This is a genomic window from Nocardia sp. NPDC004415 (assembly GCF_053602435.1).
Genome location: NZ_JBSGDP010000002.1, coordinates 125,476 through 144,627, shown reverse-complemented (window position 1 = coordinate 144,627; position 19,152 = coordinate 125,476). Strand labels below are relative to the sequence as shown.

General features: G+C 70.2%; 18 protein-coding genes. 10 read left to right on the top strand and 8 right to left on the bottom strand.

Annotation, left to right across the window (positions count from 1 at the left end; genetic code table 11):
* Positions 1-15 precede the first annotated feature (15 nt).
* From ACWEMY_RS01815 to ACWEMY_RS01790, 6 genes are all read right to left on the bottom strand, one after another.
* Positions 16-828 (bottom strand): hypothetical protein, encoded by an 813-nt coding sequence (locus ACWEMY_RS01815; RefSeq protein WP_452388453.1) that lies wholly within the window; start codon positions 826-828, stop codon positions 16-18.
* Positions 829-1,077: 249 nt separating this feature from the next.
* Entirely contained in the window at positions 1,078-1,878 is an 801-nt protein-coding gene (locus ACWEMY_RS01810; RefSeq protein WP_452388452.1) for a sirohydrochlorin chelatase, read from the bottom strand.
* Positions 1,878-3,173 carry a sulfate adenylyltransferase subunit 1 gene (locus ACWEMY_RS01805; protein WP_452388451.1) on the bottom strand — a complete coding sequence of 432 codons (1,296 nt, stop codon included), beginning with the start codon at positions 3,171-3,173 and terminating at the stop codon, positions 1,878-1,880. Before ACWEMY_RS01805 ends, ACWEMY_RS01810 begins: the two co-directional genes overlap by 1 nt.
* Entirely contained in the window at positions 3,173-4,132 is a 960-nt protein-coding gene (gene cysD / locus ACWEMY_RS01800) for a sulfate adenylyltransferase subunit CysD (protein ID WP_452388450.1), read from the bottom strand. Before cysD ends, ACWEMY_RS01805 begins: the two co-directional genes overlap by 1 nt.
* Entirely contained in the window at positions 4,129-4,848 is a 720-nt protein-coding gene (locus tag ACWEMY_RS01795) for a phosphoadenylyl-sulfate reductase (protein ID WP_452388449.1), read from the bottom strand. Before ACWEMY_RS01795 ends, cysD begins: the two co-directional genes overlap by 4 nt.
* A gap of 20 nt (positions 4,849-4,868) precedes the next feature.
* On the bottom strand, positions 4,869-6,650 hold the full coding sequence (locus tag ACWEMY_RS01790; RefSeq protein WP_375936293.1) for a nitrite/sulfite reductase: 1,782 nt from the start codon (positions 6,648-6,650) through the stop codon (positions 4,869-4,871).
* A 518-nt stretch (positions 6,651-7,168) separates the two neighbouring features.
* Here ACWEMY_RS01790 and hemW point away from each other — a divergent pair.
* Together hemW and ACWEMY_RS01780 are read left to right on the top strand one after the other, a co-directional pair.
* Positions 7,169-8,356: a radical SAM family heme chaperone HemW gene (gene hemW / locus ACWEMY_RS01785; RefSeq protein ID WP_452388502.1), complete on the top strand. Its 1,188-nt coding sequence runs from the start codon at positions 7,169-7,171 to the stop codon at positions 8,354-8,356.
* A gap of 364 nt (positions 8,357-8,720) precedes the next feature.
* Positions 8,721-8,945, top strand: coding sequence for a hypothetical protein (locus ACWEMY_RS01780; protein WP_189033064.1), 225 nt, complete (start codon positions 8,721-8,723; stop codon positions 8,943-8,945).
* Between the two features lie 49 nt (positions 8,946-8,994).
* Here the strand turns inward: ACWEMY_RS01780 and ACWEMY_RS01775 are convergent, their stop codons facing one another.
* Positions 8,995-10,902 (bottom strand): hypothetical protein, encoded by a 1,908-nt coding sequence (locus ACWEMY_RS01775; protein WP_452388448.1) that lies wholly within the window; start codon positions 10,900-10,902, stop codon positions 8,995-8,997.
* Positions 10,899-11,282 (bottom strand): hypothetical protein, encoded by a 384-nt coding sequence (locus tag ACWEMY_RS01770; RefSeq protein ID WP_452388447.1) that lies wholly within the window; start codon positions 11,280-11,282, stop codon positions 10,899-10,901. Before ACWEMY_RS01770 ends, ACWEMY_RS01775 begins: the two co-directional genes overlap by 4 nt.
* 323 nt (positions 11,283-11,605) lie before the next feature.
* On the opposite strand from ACWEMY_RS01770, the gene hrcA reads away from it, so the two are divergent.
* The 8 genes from hrcA to era all read left to right on the top strand — a co-directional run bounded on the left by hrcA (position 11,606) and on the right by era (position 19,123).
* A complete protein-coding gene (gene hrcA, locus ACWEMY_RS01765) occupies positions 11,606-12,640 on the top strand; it encodes a heat-inducible transcriptional repressor HrcA (protein ID WP_278262769.1) in 1,035 nt (344 codons plus the stop codon).
* Positions 12,641-12,769: 129 nt separating this feature from the next.
* Positions 12,770-13,924, top strand: coding sequence for a molecular chaperone DnaJ (dnaJ, locus tag ACWEMY_RS01760; protein WP_278262768.1), 1,155 nt, complete (start codon positions 12,770-12,772; stop codon positions 13,922-13,924).
* 4 nt (positions 13,925-13,928) lie between these two features.
* Positions 13,929-14,669, top strand: a complete 741-nt coding sequence (locus tag ACWEMY_RS01755) for a 16S rRNA (uracil(1498)-N(3))-methyltransferase (RefSeq protein ID WP_375936280.1) — start codon at positions 13,929-13,931, stop codon at positions 14,667-14,669.
* Positions 14,670-14,855: 186 nt separating this feature from the next.
* Positions 14,856-15,917 (top strand): PhoH family protein, encoded by a 1,062-nt coding sequence (locus ACWEMY_RS01750; protein ID WP_375937308.1) that lies wholly within the window; start codon positions 14,856-14,858, stop codon positions 15,915-15,917.
* Between the two features lie 64 nt (positions 15,918-15,981).
* Complete coding sequence (ybeY, locus tag ACWEMY_RS01745) at positions 15,982-16,536, top strand: rRNA maturation RNase YbeY (protein WP_375936277.1); 555 nt, start codon at positions 15,982-15,984, stop codon at positions 16,534-16,536.
* A complete protein-coding gene (locus tag ACWEMY_RS01740) occupies positions 16,533-17,897 on the top strand; it encodes a hemolysin family protein (protein ID WP_452388446.1) in 1,365 nt (454 codons plus the stop codon). The genes ybeY and ACWEMY_RS01740 overlap by 4 nt, the downstream gene beginning before the upstream one ends.
* The gene (locus tag ACWEMY_RS01735; protein ID WP_452388445.1) at positions 17,890-18,225 is read left to right on the top strand and encodes a cytidine deaminase; all 336 of its coding nucleotides are present in this window, start codon (positions 17,890-17,892) and stop codon (positions 18,223-18,225) included. Before ACWEMY_RS01740 ends, ACWEMY_RS01735 begins: the two co-directional genes overlap by 8 nt.
* A complete protein-coding gene (gene era, locus ACWEMY_RS01730) occupies positions 18,218-19,123 on the top strand; it encodes a GTPase Era (RefSeq protein WP_452388444.1) in 906 nt (301 codons plus the stop codon). Before ACWEMY_RS01735 ends, era begins: the two co-directional genes overlap by 8 nt.
* Positions 19,124-19,152 lie beyond the last annotated feature (29 nt).

Genomic DNA, 19,152 nt, shown 5'->3' with positions numbered 1-19,152 from the left:
ACGAGGGATCGCGGGTCAGTGATGGTGGGTGTGCCGGTGTGGGTTCGGGGTTTCGGTGGTGAGGGTGAAAGCGGCGGTGCGGACGGTGTCGTCGTGGCGGAAGTCGAGGAACAGGCGGTAGGTGCCGGGACCGGGAACTGCGGTGTGGAAGGTGATCTCGGGTCCGGGTGGGGTGATGCCGTCGCCGGGTTCGCCGGTGGGGTGGACGTGCACGTAGGCGAGGTCGCCGGCGCGCAGGATCACGAGATGGCCGAAGGCGGCCAGGTAGGGCTGTAGATCGGTGACGGGCGCGCCGTCCTTGTGGACGGTCAGGGTGAGCAGCTCGCCCTCGGCGCGCAGCTCGCCGTCGACGGTGACCTCGTAGCCGTCCACCGTGGCCGTTCGGTTCACCGCCGGGACCGGTTGCGGCGCATAGTGTCCCGCGACGGCGAGATCGGCACCGAGGGTGAGGGTGCGCCCGAGTGCGCGCGGCGCGATGTCGGTGAACACGCGGTAGGCGCCCGCCTCGGGCAGGTTCAGTCTGATGGCCCAGGTGCCGTCGGCCTCGCGGCGCGGATGGACATGCCAGAACCCGGTGAGCTCCCGTCGCGCCACGATCAGATGCAGCTCGCGGTCGTGGAGCTGGTCGAACTCCGTCACCGGCGCCCCGTCCGGCCCCAGAATCCGGAACCGGAAGTCGATCTCACCCGGCTCGACGATCGCGGTGTCGAGATCGAGCGTGTACCCGTCCTGGGTGATCTGCAAGCCACCCGGAGTCCCGGCATCGTGGCCGGCGTGGGCATCGTGCCCGGCGGTGTGCTCGTGGTGGTGGCCGGTGTGGATGGTCATCGTCTTCGCCCCTCTGTGCCGTTTGCGTTGTCACGAACATATACCCCCTGGGGGTATGCAGTAAAGAGGTGAGGGCTTGTGAGGTAGGTCACCGGTATCGGGATCGCCGGAACTCAGGTCAGGTCGGCGAGGAGGGCGGCCAGTTCTTCGGCACGGATGGCGACGTCGATGTGCCCCCGGGCAGGGCGTGGACGTCGAACGTCGACCGAGTCGAATCCGGCTCGGAGACCGGGGTGAACGGTGACGGAGTCAGGCCGAGAGTTCGAGGTCCGCGGCGACGGCGGTGTCGAAGCGCGCCCAGATCACCTCGGTCAGGCCGGTGTGGGCGCCGATGACCTCCGCGTGGGTGATCCCGGGCGCGGCGGCGAGCAGCCGGTCGGTGAGCAATCCGGGTGCCAGGAACCACGGGGCGACCACGATTCGCGCGGAGCCACGGGCACGCAATCGGTCGACGGCGAGGTTGATGCTGGGTTCGACTGTCGCGAAGCAGATCTCGGTGCGCAGGCCGGTCAGCGCTGCCAGCCTGCGCGCGACAGCGGCGGTCCGCCGGTTGGCCGCCGCATCGCTCGAGCCCACCGCCGCCACCGCCACGCCGGGCCGCATGTCGAGTGTGGACCGGTCGCGTTCGGGATGTCCGGCGGCGGCGACGCGATCACCCAGCGCCGCGATGAGCAGCGGATCGGGGCCGAGGACCTCGGCCTGGGTCAGGCGCAGCCGGGGATGACGCCGGGTCACCTCGGCCAGCAGCGCGGGCAGATCGACCCGCGCGTGAAAAGCGTTGCCCAGCAACAGGGGAACCACGATCACCTCGCGGTGACCCTGGGCGGCGAGATCGTCGGCGACCTGCTCCACCGACGGGGCGCTGAGATCGAGGAAGGCCAGCCGGACCGTGAGCTCGGGCCGCGCGGCCGCGACATCGGCGACCACCGCCGCCATCGTCGCCGCCGACCGCGGATCACGGCTGCCGTGCGCGACCGCCAGCAACGCGGGCCCGCCACCGCCGCGCGGCACCCCGAGGGGGCCGCGCAGCGGGGCGAGCGTGTGCGTCATCAGACCGCGGTACCGACCTCGACGGAGGTCAGCACATCGCCGACCAGACCCGCGGCCAGAGTGTTGCCGCCCGCGGGGTCGATCAGCAGGAACGACCCCGTGTGCCGGTTGGTGCGGTAGTCGTCGGCCGGGATCGGCTCGGCCAGGCGCAGCGAGACCCGGCCGATGTCGTTGAGCTCCAGCGACTCCGGGCTCTCCTGCGCGGTCAGGGTCTGCTCGTCGAAGCGCTCCACGAGCGCGCCGACGATCGCCTGAGTGGTCTTGGTGCCGTGCTTGAGCAGCAGGCGCGCGCCGGGGCGCAGCGCCTTGTCGCCGAGCCAGCAGACCGTGGCGTCGAAGGTGTCGATCGGCTCCGGCGCGTCGGCGGGCGAGGCGATGATGTCGCCGCGCGAGATGTCGACCTCGTCGGCCAGCAGCAGCGTCACGCTGCGGCCCACCTGGGCGACCGCCAGCTCACCGTCGGGAGTGTCGACCCGCTCGACGGTGGTGCGCTTGCCCGAGGGCAACACCACGATCTCGTCACCGGGGGAGACCGAGCCCGCCGCGATCTGGCCGGCGTACCCGCGGTAGTCGGGGTACTCGGCGGTGCGCGGGCGGATCACGTACTGCACCGGGAAACGCAGGCCGATGGCGTGCGCGCCGGTCGAATCCGCGTCCACCGGCACCGACTCCAGGTGCTCGATCAGCGAGGGACCGTCGTAGTACGGGGTGTTCGCCGAACGGCTGGCGATATTGTCGCCGTGCAGCGCCGAGACCGGGATCTCGAGCACGTCGGACTCGGCCCAGCCCAGCTTCGCGGTGAGGGTGCCGAACTCGGCGGAGATCTCGGCGAACACCTCGGCCGGATTGTCGACCAGGTCGATCTTGTTCACGGCCAGCACCAGGCGCGGCACGCCCAGCAGCGCCAGCACGGCAGCGTGGCGGCGGGTCTGCTCGATGACACCCTTGCGCGCGTCCACCAGCAGGATCACCAGCTGCGCGGTGGACGCGCCGGAGACCGTGTTGCGGGTGTACTGCACGTGGCCGGGGGTGTCGGCCAGCACGAACGAACGCTTCGGCGTGGCGAAGTAGCGGTAGGCCACGTCGATGGTGATGCCCTGCTCACGCTCGGCGCGCAGGCCGTCGACGAGCAACGACAGGTCCGGGGTGGACAGACCCTTGTCGACCGAAGCGCGGGTGACCGCGTCGATCTGATCGGCCAGCACGGACTTCGTGTCGTAGAGCAGGCGTCCGACCAGAGTGGACTTGCCGTCGTCGACAGAACCGGCGGTGGCCAGCCTCAATAGGTCGGACATCAGAAATAACCCTCTCGCTTGCGGTCTTCCATGGCGGCCTCGGACACGCGGTCGTCGCCACGGGTCGCACCACGTTCGGTCAGTCGGGACGCGGCGACCTCGGCCAGGATGGCCTCGTTGTCGGCGGCGTCGGAGATGATGGCGCCGGTGGTGGAACCGTCGCCGACGGTGCGGTAACGCACCGAACGGGTCTCGAGGACCTCGGTCTCGTTCGGGCCGCCCCACACGCCGGGGGTCATCCACATGCCGTCGCGCTGGTACACCGGGCGCTCGTGGGCGTAGTAGATGCTGGCCAGGTCGATGTCCTCGCGGGCGATGTAGCGCCAGATGTCGAGCTCGGTCCAGTTGCTCAGCGGGAACACGCGCACGTGCTCACCCGGGGCGTGCTTGCCGTTGTAGAGGTTCCACAGCTCGGGACGCTGACGCTTGGGGTCCCACTGGCCGAAGGCGTTGCGCAGCGAGAAGATCCGCTCCTTGGCGCGCGAACGTTCCTCGTCGCGGCGGCCGCCGCCGAAGACCGCGTCGAAGCGGTGCTCGGTGATGGCGTCGAGCAGCGGGACGGTCTGCAGCGGGTTGCGGATGCCGTCGGGACGCTCGGTGAGACGACCGTCGGCCAGGTACTCCTCCACCGAGGCCACGTGCAGGCGCAGGCCGTACTTCTCGACCACCTTGTCGCGGAACTCGAGCACCTCGTCGAGGTTGTGCCCGGTGTCCACGTGCAGCAGCGCGAACGGCAGCGGCGCGGGCCAGAAGGCCTTGAGCGCCAGGTGCAACAGGACCGTGGAGTCCTTGCCGCCGGAGAACAGGATCACCGGCCGCTCGAACTCGCCGGCGACCTCACGGAAGATGTGGATCGCCTCGGATTCCAGCGCCGCGAGGGTGTCGAACTCGGTCAGGCCGAGCTCGCGTTCGGTGGTGTGGGTACTCACAGGCTCACTCCCAGAGGTGGTGACGGTCATGATTGGTGCAATCCGCACTCGGTCTTGGCGAGGCCGGCCCAGCGGCCACTGCGCGGATCGGACCCCGGCTCGGGCTTGCGCGTGCACGGCGCGCAGCCGATGGACGGGTAACCCTCCTCCACCAGGGGATTGACGAGAATGCCATTGGCCTCGATGTAGGCCTGCATCTCGTCGTCGGACCACGGTGCGATCGGGTTGATCTTCACCAGTCCGAAAGCTTCGTCGAAGGTGATCAGCGGCGCGTTGGCGCGGGTGGGGGCCTCCACCCGGCGGATACCGGTGATCCAGGCGTTGTAGCCCGCCAGCGACTTCGTCAACGGCACCACCTTGCGCAACCGGCAGCATTCGCCCGCGTCGCGCGCGAACAGATCCTTGCCCAGCAGTTCGTCCTGCTCGGCGACGCTGTGCTCGGGCCGCACATTGACCACGTTCACCCCGTACACGGCCTCCACCGCGTCCCGGGTGCCCATGGTCTCGGCGAAGTGGTAACCGGTGTCGAGGAACAGCACGTCCACGCCGGGCCGGGTCTGCGCGGCCAGATGCACCAGCACGCCGTCCTGCATGTTCGACGCGACGATGTAGCCGGTGCCGAAGGTGCGGTCGGTCCAGGCGATCAGCTCGGCGGCCGAGGCGTCGGGGCCGAGTTCGGCCGCGCCCTGCTCGGCGAGCGCGCGCAGCTCGTCTTCGGACAGTTTCGTCGCGAGATTCGTTGTCACTGGGGGGATCTCCTCATCGCCTATCGGAGGTCGGCCTCATCGGCGCGCACGGCCCACACCGCGAAGCGTTCGCCGGCTTCCCGGTTCTTCACGAAATTGCGCACGACGCGTTCGATGTAGTCGCCGAGCTCCACGCTGGTGACCTTGTGCTGACGCAGCTTGCGGCCGAATCCGGAATCCAGGCCGAGGCTGCCACCCAGGTGAACCTGGAAGCCCTCGACCTGATTCCCGGAGCCGTCGTCGACGAGCTGGCCCTTGAAGCCGATGTCGGCGATCTGGGAGCGGCCGCACGAGTTCGGGCAGCCGTTGATGTTGATGGTGATCGGCACGTCGAGCTGGGCGTTGATGTCGGCCAGGCGCTGCTCGAGCTCCGGCGCCAGCACCTGCGAGCGCTTGCGGGTCTCGACGAAGGAGAGCTTGCAGAACTCGATGCCACTGCACGCGAGCAGGTTTCGCCGCCAGATCGACGGACGGGCCTGCAGGCCCAGCGGTTCCAGCTCGTCGATCAGCGCGTCGACCTGGTCGTCGGCGATGTCGAGGATGATCAGCTTCTGGTACGGGGTGAAGCGGATGCGATCCGAACCGTACTTCTCGGCGGCGTCGGCGACCTTGCTCAGGATGGTGCCCGAGACGCGGCCCGCGATGGGGGAGAAGCCCACGGCGTTGAGGCCGTTGCGCAGCTTCTGCACGCCGACGTGATCGATCGGCTTGTCCGGCTGCTCCGGCGCGGGGCCGTCGATCAGCTTGCGCTTCAGGTACTCGTCCTCGAGCACCTGGCGGAACTTCTCGATGCCCCAGTCCTTGATCAGGAACTTCAGGCGGGCCTTGGTGCGTAGCCGGCGGTAGCCGTAGTCCCGGAACACCGAGACCACGCCCTCCCACACATCGGGCACCTCGTCGAGCGGAATCCACGCGCCGACCCGCTGGGCCAGCATCGGATTGGTGGACAGGCCGCCGCCGACCCAGAGGTCGAGGCCCGGCCCGTGCTCGGGGTGGTTCACGCCGATGAAGGCGACGTCGTTGATCTCGTGCACCACGTCCTGCTGGCCCGAGATGGCGGTCTTGAACTTGCGGGGAAGGTTGGAGTACTCCTTCTTCCCGATGTAGCGCTTGACGATCTCGTCCACGGCCGGGGTCGGGTCGATGATCTCGTCGAGCGACTCGCCCGCCAGCGGCGAGCCGAGGATGACACGCGGGCAGTCGCCGCACGCCTCGGTGGTGTGCAGGCCGACCGACTCGAGCCGCCGCCAGATCTCCGGGACGTTCTCGACCTCGATCCAGTGGTACTGGACGTTCTCGCGGTCGGACAGGTCGGCGGTGTCGCGGCCGAACTCGGTGGAGATGCCACCGACGGTGCGCAGCTGGGCCACATTGAGCGCGCCGCCGTCGCAGCGCACCCGCATCATGAAGTACTTGGCCTCGAGCAGGTCGATGTTGTCGTCGTCGGTCCAGGTGCCGTCGTAGCCCTCTTCGCGCTGGGTGTAGAGACCCCACCAGCGGAAGCGGCCACGCAGGTCGGCCTTGTCGATCGAATCGAAGCCGCCCTTGGCGTAGATGTTCTCGATGCGCGCGCGGACGTTGAGCGGGTTGTCGTCCTTCTTGGACTGCTCGTTCGGGTTGAGCGGCTCGCGGTAGCCGAGGGCCCACTGGCCTTCGGAGCGGCGGCGCACGGGCTTGCCGGTACGGGCGCGCGGCGCCACCGGGGCGTCACCGTTGGACCGGTCGGGGCGGACGCGGCGCTCGCGCTCGGGACGGGCCTGCGTCGGCTGCTCGGTCGCAGCGGCGTCGGTGCTCGACGTCATGTGGGGTCGCTCCTGCGGGGTGGGTGGTACATCCGTGCTGAAGGCGCGAGGGGCTGGCTCGCGTCAGGTGGTCAGCGGGCCGATGAAAGTCGAAGGCACCGGGGGATACCCGGGCGTGGACGCCGCTGCGCTACCGGGGGAAACCGGGCCGACAACAGGCGCTGCAGACGCGCTGGAAGTCGACGTGGCGACGGGCCACGAGTCGTACTCCAGATGCGTGCATGTGCCTATTGTGCCATGTCAGCCGGGTCGTTCCGACCGCAAGGAGATATTTCCCGCACTTTCGAGGGAAATTCCCTGGACGGCCGTCCTGTTCTGTGACGGGGGTCATAGTTCGCCCTTCGGAAGCGACCTCTGATTCGTCCGAGGCCCCTCCTGTGCGGTACGGCACAGCACCACGATGCCCGGGTGCGGCGCGGTGACGGCGCTCGCACCGGCCGAGGGCCCGTGCGGGAACGGCCGTCGGGGCCGGGCAGACTGGAGTGGTGACTTCCAGCGCTGCCACCGGGGTATCCGGCGTGACACCGGCCGATACCGATCGGCCGGTGCTGCGCGACTTCGGCGGCGGCGCGTTCGGTGTCTACGTGCACGTGCCGTTCTGCGCGACGCGCTGCGGATACTGCGACTTCAACACCTATACGGCGGGGGAGTTGGGGACCTCGGCCTCGCCGCAGTCCTGGCTCGAGGCCCTGCGCGGAGAACTCGCGACCGCCGCGACCGAGTTCTCCGGGCTGCCGAGCGCGACGCCGGAGGTGTCGACGATCTTCGTCGGCGGCGGAACACCCTCGCTGCTCGGCGGCGACGGGCTGGCCGCGGTTCTCGACGCGGTCCGCGCGAACTTCACCCTGGCCGCCGATGCCGAGGTGACCACCGAATCCAATCCGGAGTCCACGTCGCCGGAATTCTTCGCCCGTCTGCGCGAGGCCGGCTACACCCGGATCTCCCTGGGCATGCAGTCCGCGGCGCAGCACGTGCTGAAGATCCTGGACCGGACCCACACACCCGGCCGCGCGGTCGCCGCCGCGAAGGAGGCCAGGGCGGCCGGGTTCGAGCACGTCAACCTCGACCTCATCTACGGCACGCCGGGGGAGTCCGACGCCGACCTCGACGCGAGCCTCGATGCCGTGCTCGCCGCCGGTGTCGACCACGTCTCGGCCTACTCGCTGATCGTCGAGGACGGCACCGCCCTGGCGCGCAAGGTCCGTCGCGGCGAGCTGCCCGCGCCGGACGAGGACGTCCTCGCCGCCCGCTACGAGCGCATCGACGCCCGCCTGGCCGAGGCGGGACTGTCCTGGTACGAGGTCTCCAACTGGGCGGCGAGCGATGCCGCCCGGTGCCGTCACAACCTCGGCTACTGGGACGGCGGCGACTGGCTCGGTGCGGGCCCCGGCGCCCACAGCCATGTCGGCGGGGTCCGCTGGTGGAACGTCAAGCATCCCGCCCGCTACGCCGACCGGGTCGGCCTCGGTGGACTGCCCGCCGCGGGCTGGGAGTCGCTCACCGCCGACGAGCGCTACACCGAACACCTCATGCTCACCGTCCGTCTCCGCACCGGCCTGCCGCTGGCCGACCTCGCGCCGACCGCCCACCGCGCGCTCGACCGCATCCTCGCCGACGGCCTCGCCGAGATCGCCGACGACCACCTGGTCCTCACCGATCGCGGCCGGCTGCTCGCCGACGGTGTGGTCCGCGACCTGCTGGTCTGATCCGCGACGAACCGGCATTCCGGTCGCGGGTGATTCCTGCCCGCGGACGCCGGGTCGACGATCATTCATCGGGCACTCCTTTCGCCGTTGCCGAATCGTTGGAGAAGGTGGCCGGGATCGGTCGTCACGACCCCCGCCGGGGCCCCGGACACAGGACGCTTGACACCGATTCGTGACCGGAATTCCGGGGTCTTTCAGTGACGCGGGCGACATCGATGATCGCCCGGTCAGCGCTATGAGCGCAGGTGATGCACACCTCACCGGTGGGATCGCGCACCGGGGTCGCCGAGTGCGCGGATCGATGGGTTCGGGGCCGAAGATAACGATTGGGGGCGTAGGCTTCGGGTCGATCCTAGGGAGCTAAATGTCCACCGAACGGCACATCACCCTCGTCCACGAGCAGAGCGAATTCGCGGAAGCGCGCTCTGCCGAGAAGGCGGAGAACGCTCGTCAATGCGCGGTCGCCGCGCGGACGGTCGCCTCGCACTCGAACGACGCCGAAGACTGCGTGTCACTCTTGGCGATGCTCGGCCTGGATGCCCTCGCGGGCAAGCAGGTGGGCGCTGCCTCGTCGGCCGCCCGCAGCTGACCCCCACCGCGGCCGCCCGCACCGGGTGGCCGCCGCTCGACCCGTCGACTTACCGGCACGACAACCGGTCCCGAGTCGCGGCCCGCTGCTGCTCGTCCGGCGCCGCGTCGCCTCCGATCACCCCACCGGCGATCGCGGGCCGCGGCGTCCCCAGCAGCGCCTCGGTATTCCCCCGGGTGACCAGATACTCCGGCACCCGGCGCTCACCGTCGTCACCCGGCGCCACCGCCGCGCCCGCACCGAGCGGGCAGTGGACATGCCGATCGCCCGGCCGCGGTCCCGCGGACCCCGGCGGAGTTTCCCCGCCGATCACCGCGCCCACGGCGCCCGCCACACTCTGCCCGCCCCCGGGCCGAACCGGCGCGGGCTGACTCGGCGCAGGCTGACCCGGCAGCTCCACCCGGGAACTCGCCCCCGGCCGCCCACCCGCCCCCGATGCCGTGGCCGTCGCCTCGCCGCCGTCCCCACCCTGACGGACGCCGTAGCCCAGGTACGCCGGACGCCCCTCGACAGCCGCGCCCCGCGCAATCGAGGCACCCGCGTCACCGGGCGCCGGCGCCGCCGCGGCCGCGGACCAACCGCCCACCGACCCCGCACCCGTCGCCCAGCCGCCGGAACCCGCCGTCTGCCCGCCTGCGAACGGACCGGAAGTCAGACCGCCCGATCCGCTGTACCCGGTGGACACGACGGCTGGATTCCCGGCCGCTCCGCCGGTGGCGGCGGCCGACGCGGGCGCGGCCACCGCGTTCCTGTCCGGCGGCGCTCCGCTGGTGGCCGCGCCCGCGTTGGCCGCTCCGCTGGTGGCTGCGCTGGCGTTGGCCGCTCCGCTGGTGGCTGCGCTGGCGTTGGCCGCTCCGCTGGTGGCCGCGCTGGCGTTGGTCGGGCCGTCGGTGGGCGTGGCGGTGTTGGCCGTGGAGCCGGTGGTCGGGCCGTCGGTGGTTGTGGTGTCGGTGGTCGGGCCGTCGGTGGCCGTGGAAGCGGCGGTCGGGTCGGCGGTGGCTGTGGTGGCTGTGGTGTCGGTGGTCGCGCCATCGGTGACCGTGGAGGCGGTGAGCGGGCCTTCGGTGGTTGTGGTGTCGGTGGTCGAGCCGCCAGCGGCCGTGGAGGGGGTCGGGCCTTCGGCTTTCGTGGACGCGGTGGTCGGGTCGCCGGTGGTCGCGCCAGCGGTTGCCGTGGCAGAGGATTCCTCCGGTGTCCTCGGCTCCGGAGACGACTTCGCCGATGTGTCCGGCCCGGAAACGGCATCGGTTGTTCCGGATCGTGCGCCATCGGCAACGCCCCCGGCGGAGTAGTCCGTCGCGGCAATGTTGTCGGGTTCCGAATCCGCCTTCGGCTCGGTGCCCGCGGACGTACTTCGGTAGAACTCGGCGCCACTCGATCGTCCGGTCGCGAGACAGCGGTCGTCCGAACGCGAGGCGGTGGGCTCGCCGGGGTCGACCCGAGTCGGTGTGGGTAGCACGGGAATCCGGCCCGACAGCTCGCCGAAGGGCACCACGTAGCGGTCGTGCATGGCTGTGCGCGCCTCGTCCTGGGCCGCCGACGCGGCGCGGTTCGGTTCGGGGCGTCCCGTCGCCCACGCCGGTTCCCCGGCATCGGAGACGACCGCCGGAATCGCGTACTTGGTCGACACGACCGCCTCCGCCGCGGCGCGCACCACCGCGGGGAGTTCGTCCAGTGCCGTCACGAGTTCGCGGGCCTGTCGCACATATGTGGCGACCCTCTGCGCGGCGGCGGTGGCACCCGCACCGGACCAGGCGGATTCCGCGGCCACGCCGATGGCGCGTTCAAAGGCCAGGAGTCCGTCGGCGAAACACAGTGCCAGCAGCGCGAACCTGTCGGCCTGCGCGTGCGCGGCAGTCACGTCCAGTCCGGCGAAGACCGCAGCGATCTCGTCGTGCCGCCAGGCCCGGGCGTTCTCCCCACCGCCGGGAATGCCGGGTGGCTCATGACTTTTCATCGGATGGACCCGGCAGGAGTTGCCACGGCGCGCAGTTGGCCGCCCCACTCACTGTCCGCCTGTACCAGCCGGTCGTGGGCGGCCAGATGCGCCTGCCGGATACTTTCGACGATCCGGGCATGCTCGGCGAGCACGGCACCGGCGCTGTTGCCCGGACCGGCGGCCTTGGCCCGCAATCGCGCCACCAGGGCGGGGCCGGAGCGGAGCCGGGCCTCGGTCTCGCCCAGGCCCCAGCTCGTCTGTTCGCCGATCTCCGTGGCGAGCGCGCCCGCTTGGGCCAGCACCCGCAGGAATTCCGTACACGCATGGTCGATTCCGGCGAACTCCGCGGGCAGTACCCGCACCGATTCCTGAACCGCACGCGCCTCGATCTGCCTCATCACAGTCCCTCCCCGTCTGCCGCAGAGCATGAAAACCGCTGGTAGAACACCCGATCGAGCTCGAAAGTACGGCCGATCCGGCGCTGTCGGCAAGACCCCGAACCGCGCCTGTGGACAACTCGGCCCTGTGGAGAACTCCGAACGCGGAAACGGGCGGCGGCCGGTGGTCGGCACCGCCGTGCCCGGCGTGCTCTCTCGATTCGCGCGGAGACAATTAGACTGGACAACGAGACGCTCCGAGCGTCGGCGTGCGAGTCTGTGCGGCGAACACAGCACGCATGTGGACGCATGACGTACCCGGCACGAGCGAGGAGGTGGGGTCGATGGCGTCGAGCACCGAGGATCGGCGTTTCGAGGTCCTGCGAGCGATCGTCGCGGATTACGTCGCCACCAAGGAACCGATCGGCTCCAAGTCGCTCGTGGAACGGCACCACCTGGGCGTATCCAGCGCCACCATCCGCAACGACATGGCGGTCCTGGAGGCCGAGGGCTACATCACCCAGCCGCACACCAGCTCCGGCCGCATCCCCACCGACAAGGGATACCGCGAGTTCGTCGACCGGATCGCCGAGGTCAAGCCGCTCTCGGGCGCCGAACGCAGGGCCATCATGGAGTTCCTGGAATCCGGCGTCGACCTCGACGACGTGCTGCGCCGCGGCGTGCGCCTGCTGGCCCAGCTGACCAGGCAGGTCGCCGTCGTGCAGTACCCCACGGTCTCGGCCTCGACGGTGCGCCACATCGAGGTCGTCGCGCTGAACCCGGCCCGGCTGCTGCTGGTGGTGATCACCGACACGGGCCGCGTCGACCAGCGCATCGTCGATCTCGGCGCCGTCATCTCCGACGACGACCTGGCCGCCGTGCGCGGCCTGCTCGGCGGCGCCATGGACGGCAAGCTGCTCTCGGTGGCCAGCGCCTCGGTGGCCGGGCTGCCCGAACGCGCACCGGCCAAGATCCGCGACGTGCTGGTCCGCGTCTCCACGGTGCTGGTGGAGACCCTGGTGGAGCATCCGGAGGAGCGGCTGGTGCTCGGCGGCACCGCCAACCTCACCCGCAATGTGGCCGATTTCGGCTTCCCCGGCTCGCTGCGCACCGTGCTCGAGGCGCTCGAGGAGCAGGTCATCGTGCTCAAACTGCTCGCCGCCGCACAGCAGCCCGGCCAGGTGATGGTGCAGATCGGCGAGGAGACCAAGGTCGAGGAGATGCGGGGCACCTCGGTGGTCTCCACCGGCTACGGCGCGGCGGGCGCGGTGCTCGGCGGCATGGGCGTGCTCGGCCCGACCAGGATGGACTATCCGGGCACCATGGCCTCGGTGGCGACGGTGGCCCGCTACATCGGCGAGGTGCTCGCCGAAAGGTGACCGCGGGACGGCGAGCGCGTCACCCGCACTGTTAAGGTCGATACTTCGGCCGGTAAAGTTGAGTGGATTCGACTAAAGGAGCGCGCCGCGCTCGGCTGGACCACAGCGACCAAGGACTAGAGAACTCAAGTGGCACGGGATTACTACGGACTGCTCGGCGTCGGCAAGAACGCCACCGACCAGGAGCTCAAGCGCGCCTACCGCAAGCTGGCCCGCGAACTGCACCCCGACGTGAACCCGGACGAGGCCGCCCAGGCCAAGTTCAAGGAAGTCTCCACCGCGTACGAGGTGCTCACCGACCCGGAGAAGCGCCGGATCGTCGATCTGGGCGGTGACCCGCTCGAAAACGGCGGCGGCGGTGCGGGATTCAGCGGCGCCGGGTTCGGCGGCCTCGGTGACGTCTTCGAGGCGTTCTTCGGCGGCATGAGCGGCCAGGGCGGTGGCGCGCGCAAGCCGCGCGGCCGCGTGCAGCCGGGCGCCGACTCGCTCATCCGCACCCGGCTGAGCCTGGCCGAATGCGCCGTCGGCGTGACCAAGCACCTGACCGTCGACACCGCCATCCTCTGCGACATCTGCCAGGGCGCGGGCACCAACGGCAACTCCAAGCCGGTGCGCTGCGAGACCTGCGACGGCGCCGGTGAGGTGCAGTCGGTGCAGCGCTCGTTCCTGGGCCAGGTGCTCACCTCGCGCCCCTGCCCCACCTGCCGCGGCGCCGGCGAGACCATCCCCGACCCGTGCCACAAGTGCGGTGGCGACGGCCGCGTGCGTGCCCGCCGCGAGATCGCCGCGCCGATCCCGGCCGGTGTCGCCAACGGCATGCGGGTGCGCCTGGCCGCGCAGGGCGAGGTGGGCCCCGGCGGCGGCCACGCCGGTGACCTCTACGTCGAGGTCGTCGAGCAGCCGCACGACACCTTCGTCCGCGATGGCGACGACCTGCACTGCACCGTCCGGGTGCCGATGGTCGACGCCATCCTGGGCACCACCGTGGTGGTCGACACCATCCTCGACGGCCCCACCGAGCTGTCCATCGCCCCGGGTACCCAGCCCGGCGAGGTCATCCAGCTGCGCGCGCACGGCATGCCCCGGCTGCGCTCCGGCGCCCGCGGTGACCTGCTGGCCCACCTCGACATCGTCGTGCCGAGCAAGCTCGACGGCAAGCAGACCGAACTGCTGCGCAAGTTCAAGGGCCTGCGCGAGAAGGACCGCGCCGAGGTGATGTCCTCGCAGTCCGAGCACAACAGCGGCCTGTTCGCCCGGCTGCGCGCCTCCTTCAGCGGACGCTGAGCCGGTGGCCGCGACGGTCTTCTACCTCGACGAGGTACCCGAACCGGGGTCCGTCGCGGTCCTCGACGGGCCGGAGGGCAGGCACGCGGCCACCGTGCGCCGCATCGGCGTCGGCGAGCCGATCACCCTGTCCGACGGACGCGGTGTGCTCGCCGAATCCGAGGTCGTGGCGGCCCAGAAGGGCAGGCTCGAGCTGGCGGTGCGCACGCGCCGGATCGCCGAGCCGGTGACGCCGTCGGTGACCGTGGTGCAGGCACTGCCCAAATCCGATCGCTCGGAGCTGGCTGTCGAGCTGATGACCGAGGCGGGCGTCGACCTCATCGTGCCGTGGCAGGCCGCGCGCTGTGTCGCCAACTGGGAAGCCAAGGCCGCCAAGGGCATCGAGAAGTGGCGCGCCGCGGCCAGGTCGGCGGCGCGGCAGTCACGCCGGGCCTACATTCCCGACGTCGCCGAGCTGCACCGCACCCGCGACCTGGTCGAGCTGGTGCGCAAGGTGAAGGCCGACGGCGCGGTCGTGGCCGCGCTGCACGAATCGGGCGCGGGCAAGTTCACCGAACTTCCCCTGGCCGACGCGCGGGACGTGGTGCTGATCGTCGGTCCCGAGGGCGGCCTCGACGACACCGAACTCACCGCACTGGCCGACGCGGGCGCCGACATCGTGCTGCTCGGTCCCACCGTGCTGCGCACCTCGACCGCCGCCGCGGTCGCTCTCGGCGCACTCGGCGCCCTCACCTCCCGCTGGTAGTCCCGCTGTGACCTGCGATCACCGGTCGATCGCGGTTGAGCCGATGCCGCCGTTATATCGCTGGGCGGTGTCGGTGGTGCGCGTTAAACTGAGTTCATCGAACACACAGTCGAGACCGGAAGCAGGCTATAGCCACTTTTGAAGAACACAGGCGAGATCGGCGACCCCACCAACCCCGTATCAGGCATCGGCGCAGGCGGAAACAACGCGGGTCCCGCGGCGCGAACAGTGCGTTCCAGCATCGAACTCGCCCCGGAGTCTGTTTTCCCCTTCCTCGGCTCGGCCGACCAGAATCTGCGTCAGCTGGAGAAGCTCCTCCCGGCCGACATCCACGTCCGCGGCAACACCGTCACCATCACCGGTAGAGCCGGTGACGTGGCGCTGGCCGAACGCGTCATCGAGCAGCTCGTGGCGCTGACCGGCCGCAACCGGGTGATCACCCCCGAGGCGGTCCGGCACACCGTGTCCATGCTCACCGAAGGCGTGTCCGAATCACCCGCCGAGGTGCTGAGCCTGGACATCCTGTCGCGGCGCGGCAAGACCATCCGGCCCAAGACGCTCAACCAGAAGCGCTACGTCGACGCGATCGACGCCAACACCATCGTGTTCGGCATCGGTCCCGCCGGTACCGGCAAGACCTACCTGGCCATGGCCAAGGCGGTGCAGGCCCTGCAGTCCAAGCAGGTCACCCGCATCATCCTGACCAGGCCCGCGGTCGAGGCCGGTGAGCGGCTGGGCTTCCTGCCCGGCACCCTCAACGACAAGATCGACCCGTATCTGCGGCCGCTCTACGACGCCCTGCACGACATGATGGACCCGGAAGCCATCCCCAAGCTGCTGGCCTCCGGTGTCATCGAGGTCGCGCCGCTGGCGTACATGCGCGGGCGCAGCCTCAACGACTCGTTCATCATTCTCGACGAGGCGCAGAACACCACCGCCGAGCAGATGAAGATGTTCCTGACCCGGCTGGGCTTCGGCTCCAAGATGGTCGTCACCGGTGACATCTCGCAGGTCGACCTGCCCCACGGGCAGCGGTCGGGTCTGCGCGCGGCCGCGGAGATCCTCACCGACATCGACGACATCCACTTCTCGGAGCTCACCAGCGCCGACGTGGTGCGTCACCGGCTGGTCTCCGACATCGTCGACGCCTACGACCGGTTCGAATCAGAGACCCGCGCGGTGCCGGGCCCGCACTACCCGGGCAACCGGGCGCAGCGGCGCGCGGCCGGGCGCGCCAACCGGGGCTGACTCGCGGCACGCTGGACCGGATGCCGCTCCCGGCGGCATCCGGTCCAGACCGTACCCTGAACAGGTGAGCATCGAGATCGCCAACGAGTCGGGCATGGAAATCCCCGAAGAAGACCTGGTCAGCGTCGCCCGGTTCGTGATCGGCCGGATGGACGTGCATCCCGCCGCGGAACTGTCGATGGTGCTGGTCGATCTCGACACCATGGCCGACCTGCACGTGCGCTGGATGGACCTGCCCGGTCCCACCGACGTGATGTCGTTCCCGATGGACGAGCTGGAGCCGGGTGGTCGTCCCGACAGCCCCGAACCCGGCCCGTCCATGCTCGGTGACATCGTGCTGTGCCCCGAGTTCGCCATGGGCCAGGCCCAGAAGGCCGGCCATTCGCTCGACCACGAGCTGGCGCTGCTCACCGTGCACGGCGTCCTCCACCTCCTCGGCTACGACCACGCCGAGCCGGAGGAGGAGAAGGAGATGTTCGCGCTGCAGGCCCAGCTGCTCGAGGAGTGGTACGTGAGCCTGCGCGAGGAACAGCGCCGCGCCGAACTGGCCGAGCGCGACGCGCGACTGCTCGGCAAGGCGGGCTTCACCGCGCCGGGTGACGCGCTGGGCCCCGCGTGACCTCGTTGTGGCTGATCGTCCTGGCGATCCTGCTGATCGGGCTCGGGGGCGTCTTCGCCGGGGTCGACTCGGCGCTGAACACGGTGTCGCGGGCCCGGCTCGACGATATGGTCCGCGAGGACCGGCCCGGTGCCGCGCGGCTGCGCAAGATCGTCGACGATCGCCCGCGCTACGTCAATCTCATGGTGCTGCTGCGCATCCTGTGCGAGATCACCGCCACCGTGCTGCTGGTCGCGGCCACCCTGGACATCTGGTCGGAGAGCCTGGCGCTGCTGATCACCGCCGCGGTGATGGTGGTGGTGTCGTATGTGGTGATCGGCGTCGGGCCGCGCACACTGGGTCGCCAGCACGCGTATTCGATCGCGCTGGCCGCCGCGGTGCCGGTGCAGCTGATCGGCGCGGTGCTCGGGCCGGTGAGCAGGCTGCTGATCCTGCTCGGCAACGCGATCACGCCCGGTAAGGGCTTCCGCAACGGGCCGTTCGCCTCCGAGATCGAGCTGCGCGAAGTCGTCGACATGGCCCGCGAGCGCGGTGTGGTGGCCGACGACGAACGCCGGATGATCCAGTCGGTCTTCGAACTCGGCGACACCGCGGCGCGCGCGGTGATGGTGCCGCGCACCGAGATGGTGTGGATCGAGGACGACAAGACCGCCGCCCAGGCGATGTCGCTGGCGGTGCGGTCCGGGCACTCCCGCATCCCGGTGATCGGCGAGAACGTCGACGACGTGCTCGGCGTGGTCTACCTCAAGGACCTGGTTCCCTACGCCGACCGCAGCCGCAAGGTGACCGTGCGTGAGGTCATGCGTCCGGCGGTGTTCGTGCCCGATTCCAAGCCGCTCGACGAACTGCTCGACGAGATGCAGCGCCGCCGCAACCACATGGCCGTGCTGGTCGACGAGTACGGCGGCATCGCGGGCCTGGTCACCATCGAGGACGTGCTCGAGGAGATCGTCGGGGAGATCGCCGACGAGTACGACACCGACGAGACCCCGCCCGTGGAGGACCTGGGGGAGGGGCGCTATCGCGTCTCGGCCCGGCTGTCGGTGGAGGATCTCGGCGAGCTCTACGGGCTCGAGATCGAGGACGAGGACGTCGACACCGTCGGCGGGCTGCTCGCCCACGAGCTGGGCCGCGTGCCGCTGCCGGGATCGAAAGTGGCTGTGCACGGGCTGGTGCTGCGCGGCGAGGGCGGCGCCGACGCGCGCGGCCGGATGCGGGTGAACACGGTGCTGGTGCGCCGCGCGTCCGATCCGGCCAAGAAGAACGACAAGTCCCGCAAGGGCACCACCGACGAGGCGAGCGCCGACACCGATCCGGTGCGCGTGGCCGCGTCCGACGACAACGGAGACAACCATGAGTGAACTCGACGCCGAGGACAACAAACTGCTGGTACTGGCGCGGGGCGCGCTGGGCCGCACCGGCGGCGCGAGCGGTGCCGCGGTGCGCGACACCGACGGCCGCACCTACGCCGCGGGCGAGGTCGCGCTGTCCGCGCTGACACTGACCGCCCTGCAGGCCGCCGTGGCCGCCGCGATCTCGAGCGGCGCGGAAGGCTTCGAGGCGGCCGTGGTGGTCGGCGGCGCGGCCGACGACGCGGGTATCGCGGCCGTGCGCGAGGTCTCGCCCTCGGCCTCGGTCATCCGGACCGATCGCACCGGTGCGGTGCTGAGCGAGGTGCACGGTGGCTGACAAGGAATTCCGTTCCGGCTTCGTCTGTTTCGTCGGCCGCCCGAACACCGGCAAGTCGACGCTGACCAACGCCCTGGTCGGCACCAAGATCGCGATCACCTCCTCGCGCCCGCAGACCACCCGCCACACCATCCGTGGCATCGTGCACCGCGAGCACGCCCAGCTGATCCTGGTCGACACCCCCGGCCTGCACCGCCCGCGCACCCTGCTCGGCCAGCGCCTCAACGACCTGGTGCGCGACACCTACTCCGAGGTCGACGTGATCGCACTGTGCATCCCGGCCGACGAGAAGATCGGCCCCGGTGACCGCTGGATCGTCGAGCAGATCAAGATGATGGCGCCCAAGACCACCGTGCTGGGCGTGGTCACCAAGATCGACAAGGTGGGCCGCGACCAGGTGGCCCATCAGCTGATGGCGGTCTCGCGGCTGCTCGGTCCCGAGGCCGAGGTGGTGCCTGTGTCGGCGGTCAAGGGTGAGCAGGTCGAGGTGCTCGTCGACGTGATCGCTTCGCAGATGCCCGAGGGACCGGCGTTCTACCCGGACGGCGAGATCACCGACGAGCCCGAGGAAACCCTCATGGCCGAGCTGATCCGCGAGGCCGCGCTGGAAGGTGTGCGCGACGAGCTGCCGCACTCGCTGGCCGTGGTCATCGAGGAGATCCAGCCGTATGAGGCCAACGAGGACATGCTCGAGGTGCATGCCCTGCTGTATGTCGAACGGCCCAGCCAGAAGGCGATCATCATCGGCAAGAACGGTGCGCGCCTGAAAGAGGTGGGCACCAACGCCCGCAAGCAGATCGAGCACATTCTCGGCACGCGGATCTACCTGAACCTGCACGTGAAGGTGGCCAAGGACTGGCAGCGCGACCCGAAACAGCTGGGGAAGCTGGGCTTTTGACCGTTTGACGGCCGGTTGTTCGGGGTATC

What these genes read in the sequence shown, in the direction of transcription:
- ACWEMY_RS01815 (WP_452388453.1), bottom strand. Translation starts at nt 828, where the DNA reads ATGACCATCCACACCGGCCACCACCACGAGCACACCGCCGGGCACGAT.
- ACWEMY_RS01810 (WP_452388452.1), bottom strand. Translation starts at nt 1,878, where the DNA reads ATGACGCACACGCTCGCCCCGCTGCGCGGCCCCCTCGGGGTGCCGCGC.
- ACWEMY_RS01805 (WP_452388451.1), bottom strand. Translation starts at nt 3,173, where the DNA reads ATGTCCGACCTATTGAGGCTGGCCACCGCCGGTTCTGTCGACGACGGC.
- cysD (WP_452388450.1), bottom strand. Translation starts at nt 4,132, where the DNA reads ATGACCGTCACCACCTCTGGGAGTGAGCCTGTGAGTACCCACACCACC.
- ACWEMY_RS01790 (WP_375936293.1), bottom strand. Translation starts at nt 6,650, where the DNA reads ATGACGTCGAGCACCGACGCCGCTGCGACCGAGCAGCCGACGCAGGCC.
- ACWEMY_RS01780 (WP_189033064.1), top strand. Translation starts at nt 8,721, where the DNA reads ATGTCCACCGAACGGCACATCACCCTCGTCCACGAGCAGAGCGAATTC.
- ACWEMY_RS01775 (WP_452388448.1), bottom strand. Translation starts at nt 10,902, where the DNA reads ATGAAAAGTCATGAGCCACCCGGCATTCCCGGCGGTGGGGAGAACGCC.
- ACWEMY_RS01770 (WP_452388447.1), bottom strand. Translation starts at nt 11,282, where the DNA reads ATGAGGCAGATCGAGGCGCGTGCGGTTCAGGAATCGGTGCGGGTACTG.
- hrcA (WP_278262769.1), top strand. Translation starts at nt 11,606, where the DNA reads ATGGCGTCGAGCACCGAGGATCGGCGTTTCGAGGTCCTGCGAGCGATC.
- ACWEMY_RS01735 (WP_452388445.1), top strand. Translation starts at nt 17,890, where the DNA reads ATGAGTGAACTCGACGCCGAGGACAACAAACTGCTGGTACTGGCGCGG.